Origin of the sequence: Companilactobacillus insicii, from assembly GCF_003946015.1 — a bacterium.
GTDB lineage: Bacteria > Bacillota > Bacilli > Lactobacillales > Lactobacillaceae > Companilactobacillus > Companilactobacillus insicii.
This window is the reverse complement of sequence record NZ_RHNU01000010.1, coordinates 67,359-73,945: the sequence shown is the minus strand read 5'-3', so window position 1 is coordinate 73,945 and position 6,587 is coordinate 67,359. Positions and strand designations below refer to the sequence as shown.

The following is a 6,587-nucleotide window of genomic DNA, read 5'->3' as shown; positions in this document are numbered from 1 at the left end:
CACGCAAGGTCTTAGGCTGGAAGTCACCGGCAGAAGTTTTCTTAGGTCAATCGTTGCATTTGATTTGACAATTCGTCATTCATGGTGGAAGTTATTGGTTTCAACCAGTGAGCTTTCAATATGCAATGATGAATAAAATTTCAAAAATGGCTGATGCTAGAGTTGTTATGCCAATTTATCCTAAGGCACCAATTCATAATGTTAATGAAGCTACTGCAATGGTATTAGCTAGATACTTGTATTTAGTTAATGAGGAATTGGTTTCCCCAGAAGATATAATTTTTGTGGGAGATTCAGCTGGTGGTGGTATGGTACTATCACTGCTGCAGATGATGCGCAATCGTAAATACCCATTACCAGAAAAAGCAATTGTAATTTCACCTTGGTTGGATGTCTCAATGAGTAATCCAGAAATGGATAAGATTCAAGGAGTTGATCCAATACTTCATAAAGATGATTTGAAGTTTGAAGGAAAAGTTTACGCTGATGGTGTGAATGTAAAGGATCCTTTGGTGAGTCCAATATATGGTGACTTGACCAAATTACCTCCTATCCATTTGTTTATTGGTACGCATGATATTTTTTATGCGGATGCCAAAAAGTTAAACGAAATAGCTTTTGAGGATAATGTTGATTTAACAATGTATACCTATCCTAGTATGGATCACGTTTTTCCAGCTTATCCAATTCCTGAAGCAAAAGTGGCTCTTAAGAAAATAGCATCATTGATCAAATAATTTAATAACAAACAAAGAGGGCTCGGCAGAATTATTTCTGACGAACCCTCTTTGTTCCGCGTTTATGCTTGTTTGTAGTTTGATTCTTTCAAGTTACTTACTGTTAGCATAACTATTAAACTGATGATGTAAAGGGATGAGATGAACATCATAACTGTCATTACATTGTAGTTATCTAGGATCCATCCGATGGCTAAACTGGAGAATCCACCGATACAACGTCCTGTATTCATAATGACATTATTAGCAGTAGCTCTGATCTCTGTTGGATAAAGGCGACTTACTACAGCTCCATATCCAGCAAACATTCCATTAGAGAAGTAACCGACGATTGCGCCAACAATGATAAGTGAAATCATATTAGTTGGTAGTGTTAGAATGTAAACTCCGATTGCTGAACAAACTAAGAAGATTCCGAATGCCATTCGAGGTCCAAGTGTATCGAGGATCCATCCGAATGTTAGCATACCAGCACACATTCCTAAGATTGTGGCAATCATCCAAGTGGAACTTGCCACCGTTAGATTTAGTTGCTTTTGCATGATTGTTGGTAACCAGTTCATAAGTCCGAAGTAACCAGCGATTTGAACGATAGCCATAATTGTCAATGCAATTGTTTGATGAGCAATTTTTGGTGTAGCGAATAATTCTTTGATGCTTCCGTGTTTTTCTTTGGAGGATTTGATGAATGTATCACTTTCTTTTAAGTGATGTCTGATGAAGAATGTAATGATAACCGGTAAGATTCCGAACAAGAACAGTGCATGCCAACCAAGTGTTGGAATAATGAATGCTGCTAGTAGTGCTGCCATGATGGCACCACCTTGCCCAGCCATTCCGACCCAGCTAGATACACGACCCAGTTTTTTCTTAGAGAAGCTTTCGGCAAGAACTGTCATACCAATTCCATATTCACCACCACCACCGATTCCGGCGAAGAAACGGCAAATGTAGACTGCTGTCAGACTGTGTGCGAAGAACATTGCGCCGGTTGCGATAGCGAAGATAAAAATTGTATAAGTAAATGTTTTGATACGGCCAACTTTGTCAGCTAAAATTCCAAAAAAAATACCACCTATTAACATACCAATATTAGTGACTGTGGAGATTAATCCAGCTTGTGCTCCACTTAGTCCAAATTCGGCAATGATTGAAGAAAGGGCAAATGATAAAAACATTACGTCCATATTCTCCAAGCCAAATCCTGAGGCTGTTGAAGCAACCACTTTTGCTTGGTAGCTATCTAGATGGTTTGAGTTATTGTTTTCGACTATTTTCATAGTATATTTTCCTCCAAAATGAACGCTCTCTGTCGTTCCTTATTTTGCTTGAACGTATAATATCACGCTGGAAAAATATAAACAAGGGTAAGCACTTTTATTAAAGCCATCAAAATATTGATGTAACAGTATTTTGAAGCTTTAATATTTATTCTTTAATTAGTTTTGATTTATTAATTATTATCCCCGTAAAAGTAAGTAACATTGCCAATACAGCAAGAACTATCAGTATATTTGAACTTCTATTTAGTAGTCCAAATGTCACTGGGCCAAAGGCCGCAAGAAGATATCCTGCAGATTGTGCCATACCTGATACTTCTGCGGTTTGGTAAGGATTCGTCGTTTTATTTGTGAAGAAGAAAATAGCTGTATTAAAAGCAATCCCTTGTGCAATACCAACTAATATTGTAAGTAGGACTAAGTATGCTGCGGAAGTAGTGTTGACTAAGAATGCTAGTGGAGCCACGACATATCCGAGTGCTACAAATGTAGTTAGAACTCCCATTCCTACTTTTTTAGGAGCTAATATTGGCACGATGAATGACAATGGCAAGCCTGCCAATTGTAAAATTGTCAGTAAGTTACTAGAAAATACCGTAGAAACGCCATGAGTACTTAAAACTTTAGGCAACCAAGTTAAGATTGAATAATAAACGGTTGATTGAAGTCCAAAGTAGAGTGTGATTAGCCAACCAACTGATTGATTCCAAACACTGTGATAGTTTGGAACTTCTTTTTGTTGTTGGAGTTTGTCAGTTCGATTATTTAGGATATTTGGTGTCCAAAAAATTAGAGCAATAAGTCCCATTAATGAAAGAATGGAAAGTGTTGAGTTTAAGTTCATTTTTGTGATCAAGAATCCTGATAGAGCTGTACCAATTGCGGCTATCAATAGCATCGATAAAGTGTATAGAGCCGTACCCATTGGTATTTGATTTGGTAAACGATCCTTAATAACCGCTGGTAGTAAAACATTACCGCTATCGATACCGATACCGACTAAGGCAGTTCCCAAAAATAGTGCCCATACTGCTGGGATAATACGTAAATAACTTCCAAATATCAATAGAATGAAGAATAGAAAGATGGTCATTTCATTACCCTTACTCTTTGACACTTTTACGATAATTGGCGAGAATATTGCAAAGGCAATCAATGGAATTGAAGTTATCAAACCGGCCATAGAGCCAGGAATGTTGAGATCTTTTTCAATGCTGCTCAATAATGGTGGCATGATTGTGATAGGTAAACGTAGGTTTGCTGCTATCAGCATCATACTGAATAAAAAATAATTTTTTGATATATTCTTAGGTGTTGAAGAATTCAAAACAGTATCCCCCTCTAAAATAGTTACTATAACAGTGTAAAACAAAAAGAAGATTGAACCAAATCAATGGTTCAATCCTCTACAATACTTCAACGTTTTCGTAGCGAGTCATGAGTGTATTAAAGTTATAGTCTTTAATTAGTTTAATGTGATCTTCACCCTTAAAGAAAGCTGTGAAGCTGCCGGCTAACATTAAATTCAATGGTTGTTCTGGTTCAAAACGGACACCGATAACGGGAATATTATTTGCGAATGCGTAACCACATTCCCAGATAGTTCCTGAATCAGGTTCGAATTCGCCATTCTCATTTTTATAATCAAGCATAGCAATTACAACATCCGAAATATTGATATTATTTATGTCATGTTTGAAAACAGCCGTTTGCCATTCGAATGTCCCCATTTTTGCATCCTGATACTCATCACTTCCGGGGCGAAAAATATCACCAATAGTTGAGTTACTTTGAAGTAATTTTTCGATTTCATCTAAACGACCAATTTGTTCCTTACTGAAGAATGGTCCGGCTAAATATACACGATTTTTTTTATCCATTAAACTTTTAGTTTCTCCTTAATAATCTATATAATATATTATACGTTATAGCAAAGTATAAATTCCACATTACCGTTATACTACTGATTACCGTTGAAGAAAATAAATCTTCCAATTAGTTCCAAAAGATGATATAACAGTAGTAAGCACGGAGGACGATACCATGAAAAAAAAGAAAAACTTACGTGATGGTAAACGTAACGTAAGTTTCCTTGCAATCGTGGGGATATTGATAGCATTTTTGCTGTTGATCTTTTAGGTATGTGACGTGCTATAGTTGGGTAAGATTAGGAAATTATTTTTTTAGTTCTGATTACGAGGAATGTGCGGAAACACATTCCTTTTTGTTTTGCCATTTTTTATTAAATAATGTGATATAATTAATTTCCTTTTTGGAAAAAATAAAATATATTGGGGGTTCCAAATGTCTGAAAAACAGTTTATTGAAATAGTGAATGACCGTGAAAATAATTTGAAGAATATTAGTTTGAAGATTCCAAAAAACAAACTAACCGTTTTCACAGGAGTATCTGGTTCTGGTAAGTCTTCAATTGTTTTCGATACAATTGCACAAGAAGCTGGCCGACAGTTAAACGGTACCTATAACAGTTTTACTCGCTTGTATTTACCAAAGTATAAGCGTCCTGATGCAGATGAGATTCATAATCTTTCCACTGCGATTATTATTGATCAGAAGCCTTTGGGTGGTAACGCTCGTTCAACTTTGGGGACTATTAGTGATATTAATCCACTGTTCAGAATTCTGTTTTCCAGATTTGGTCAACCGAGATATGGTAATGCTAGTAATGCCTTTTCTTTTAACGACCCCGAGGGAATGTGTCCTCAATGTGAGGGGATTGGCCGTAGTTATGTGGTTAAACTGGATGAGGCACTTGATTATAATAAATCTTTGAATGATGGTGCGATATTATTACCTGGATACAGTAATAACTCTTTTTATTTACAAACTGTTTTGAATTCTGGTTTGTTCGACAACGACAAATTAGTTAAGGACTTTACAGATGAAGAAATGAACAATTTACTTAACGGTGAAACATCTATCAAGGTTGAATATAAGGGTACAGAATTAAACACTAACTATGAAGGTATTATCAAAAAATTCTATCGAACTAACATTCAAGAGAATAAGACAATGTCCGACGGTGCTCGTAAAAAAATTGAGAAGTTTGCTGAAATGTCGACATGTACTATGTGTCATGGGACTAGATTCAATCAACATGTGTTGGATTCAAAAATAAATGGATATAATATTTTTGATTTAACAAATATGCAATTAGATCAATTAATTACTGTTTTAGATGAATTTAATGATGATAGAATGCAATCTATTATTATTGATTTAAAAGACCGAATTCAAGATTTGATAAATATTGGTTTGGATTATCTTAATCTTACGCGTGAGACTTCGACGTTGTCTGGTGGTGAGAGTCAACGTGTCAAAACTGTTAAATATCTGTCTAACAGCTTGACTGATCTGATTTATATTTTGGATGAACCTAGTACTGGTCTACATCCTAGAGATGTTCATCGATTGAATGATTTACTATTAAAACTGCGTGATAATGGTAATACGGTTCTAGTTGTTGAACATGATCCAGATGTTATTAAGATTGCTGACTATATTGTCGATGTTGGGCCACGTGCAGGTATTCACGGTGGTGAAATCAACTTCACTGGTACATACGAAGAATTATTGAAATCCGATACATTAACAGGTAAATATTTGAATCATAAATTACCATTAAAAGATTCCCCGAGAGAGGCTAATGACTTTGTTCAAAGCTCTAAATCATCACTTCATAATTTGAAAAATATTCAATTGAATGTTCCTAAGGGACTATTCACAGTCATTACTGGAGTTGCCGGATCAGGTAAGAGTACTTTGGTGGAACAAGTATTTGCTAAAGAAAATCCTGACGCCGTAGTTATTGACCAAATCCCATTGCACGCTAATAGTCGATCCAATTCGGCGACTTATACTGGAATTATGAATGAAATCAGAAAGCTATTTGCTTCGGCTAACAATGTTGATGATGGATTATTCAGTTACAATTCCAAAGGAGCTTGTCCTGAGTGCAAGGGAAAAGGTGTGATTGAACTGAACATGTCATTCATGGATAATTCTGAAATTGAATGTCCAAAGTGTCATGGTGGCAGATTCAATCCTGAAGTGTTGCAATATAAGTTCAAGGATAAGAATATCGTTGAAGTGATGGATATGACGATTGAAGAAGCATTCTCATTCTTTGATGATAAAAAAATCAGTAATAAATTGAAAAATATTCATAATGTCGGATTGGATTATCTCTCAATGGGACAAGCACTTAACACCTTGTCTGGTGGCGAAAGCCAACGTTTGAAGATTGCTAAAGAATTGAACAAAAAGGGTAATATCTTCATATTAGATGAACCAACCACCGGTTTACATGTTTCTGATACTGAAAATCTCATTAGAATAATCAATGATATGGTGAATAAGGGTAATACGGTAGTAGTCATTGAACACAATGTTGATGTTATGCGTAGTGCCGATTGGATCATTGATATTGGACCAGATGGAGGATCTCGTGGTGGCGAGATTATGTATGAAGGTCCGGTTGCTGGGATCGTTGATGTCGAGGATTCGGTTACTGCGAAGTATATTTAGGCTGTTTTGTGGTCGCCGCTTC

Annotated in this window: 5 protein-coding genes; 2 read left to right on the top strand and 3 right to left on the bottom strand. The window is 36.0% G+C overall.

The window, feature by feature from the left end:
* Window positions 1–77 precede the first annotated feature (77 nt).
* A complete protein-coding gene (locus EKM79_RS04805) occupies window positions 78–737 on the top strand; it encodes an alpha/beta hydrolase fold domain-containing protein (protein WP_281273205.1) in 660 nt (219 codons plus the stop codon).
* A gap of 62 nt (window positions 738–799) precedes the next feature.
* On the opposite strand, the gene EKM79_RS04800 is transcribed toward EKM79_RS04805, so the two are convergent.
* The 3 genes from EKM79_RS04800 to EKM79_RS04790 all read right to left on the bottom strand — a co-directional run bounded on the left by EKM79_RS04800 (window position 800) and on the right by EKM79_RS04790 (window position 3,897).
* On the bottom strand, window positions 800–2,017 hold the full coding sequence (locus EKM79_RS04800) for an MFS transporter (protein WP_125566428.1): 1,218 nt from the start codon (window positions 2,015–2,017) through the stop codon (window positions 800–802).
* A 148-nt stretch (window positions 2,018–2,165) separates the two neighbouring features.
* Window positions 2,166–3,344: an MFS transporter gene (locus tag EKM79_RS04795; protein ID WP_246005627.1), complete on the bottom strand. Its 1,179-nt coding sequence runs from the start codon at window positions 3,342–3,344 to the stop codon at window positions 2,166–2,168.
* Window positions 3,345–3,423: 79 nt separating this feature from the next.
* Window positions 3,424–3,897 carry a nucleoside 2-deoxyribosyltransferase gene (locus tag EKM79_RS04790; RefSeq protein ID WP_125566426.1) on the bottom strand — a complete coding sequence of 158 codons (474 nt, stop codon included), beginning with the start codon at window positions 3,895–3,897 and terminating at the stop codon, window positions 3,424–3,426.
* Window positions 3,898–4,321: 424 nt separating this feature from the next.
* On the opposite strand from EKM79_RS04790, the gene EKM79_RS04785 reads away from it, so the two are divergent.
* The gene (locus EKM79_RS04785) at window positions 4,322–6,565 is read left to right on the top strand and encodes an ATP-binding cassette domain-containing protein (protein ID WP_125566424.1); all 2,244 of its coding nucleotides are present in this window, start codon (window positions 4,322–4,324) and stop codon (window positions 6,563–6,565) included.
* Window positions 6,566–6,587 lie beyond the last annotated feature (22 nt).

Bases quoted from the DNA above. Each gene is read 5' to 3' on its own strand.
- EKM79_RS04800 (WP_125566428.1), bottom strand. From the start codon at position 2,017: ATGAAAATAGTCGAAAACAATAACTCAAACCATCTAGATAGCTACCAA.
- EKM79_RS04790 (WP_125566426.1), bottom strand. From the start codon at position 3,897: ATGGATAAAAAAAATCGTGTATATTTAGCCGGACCATTCTTCAGTAAG.
- EKM79_RS04785 (WP_125566424.1), top strand. From the start codon at position 4,322: ATGTCTGAAAAACAGTTTATTGAAATAGTGAATGACCGTGAAAATAAT.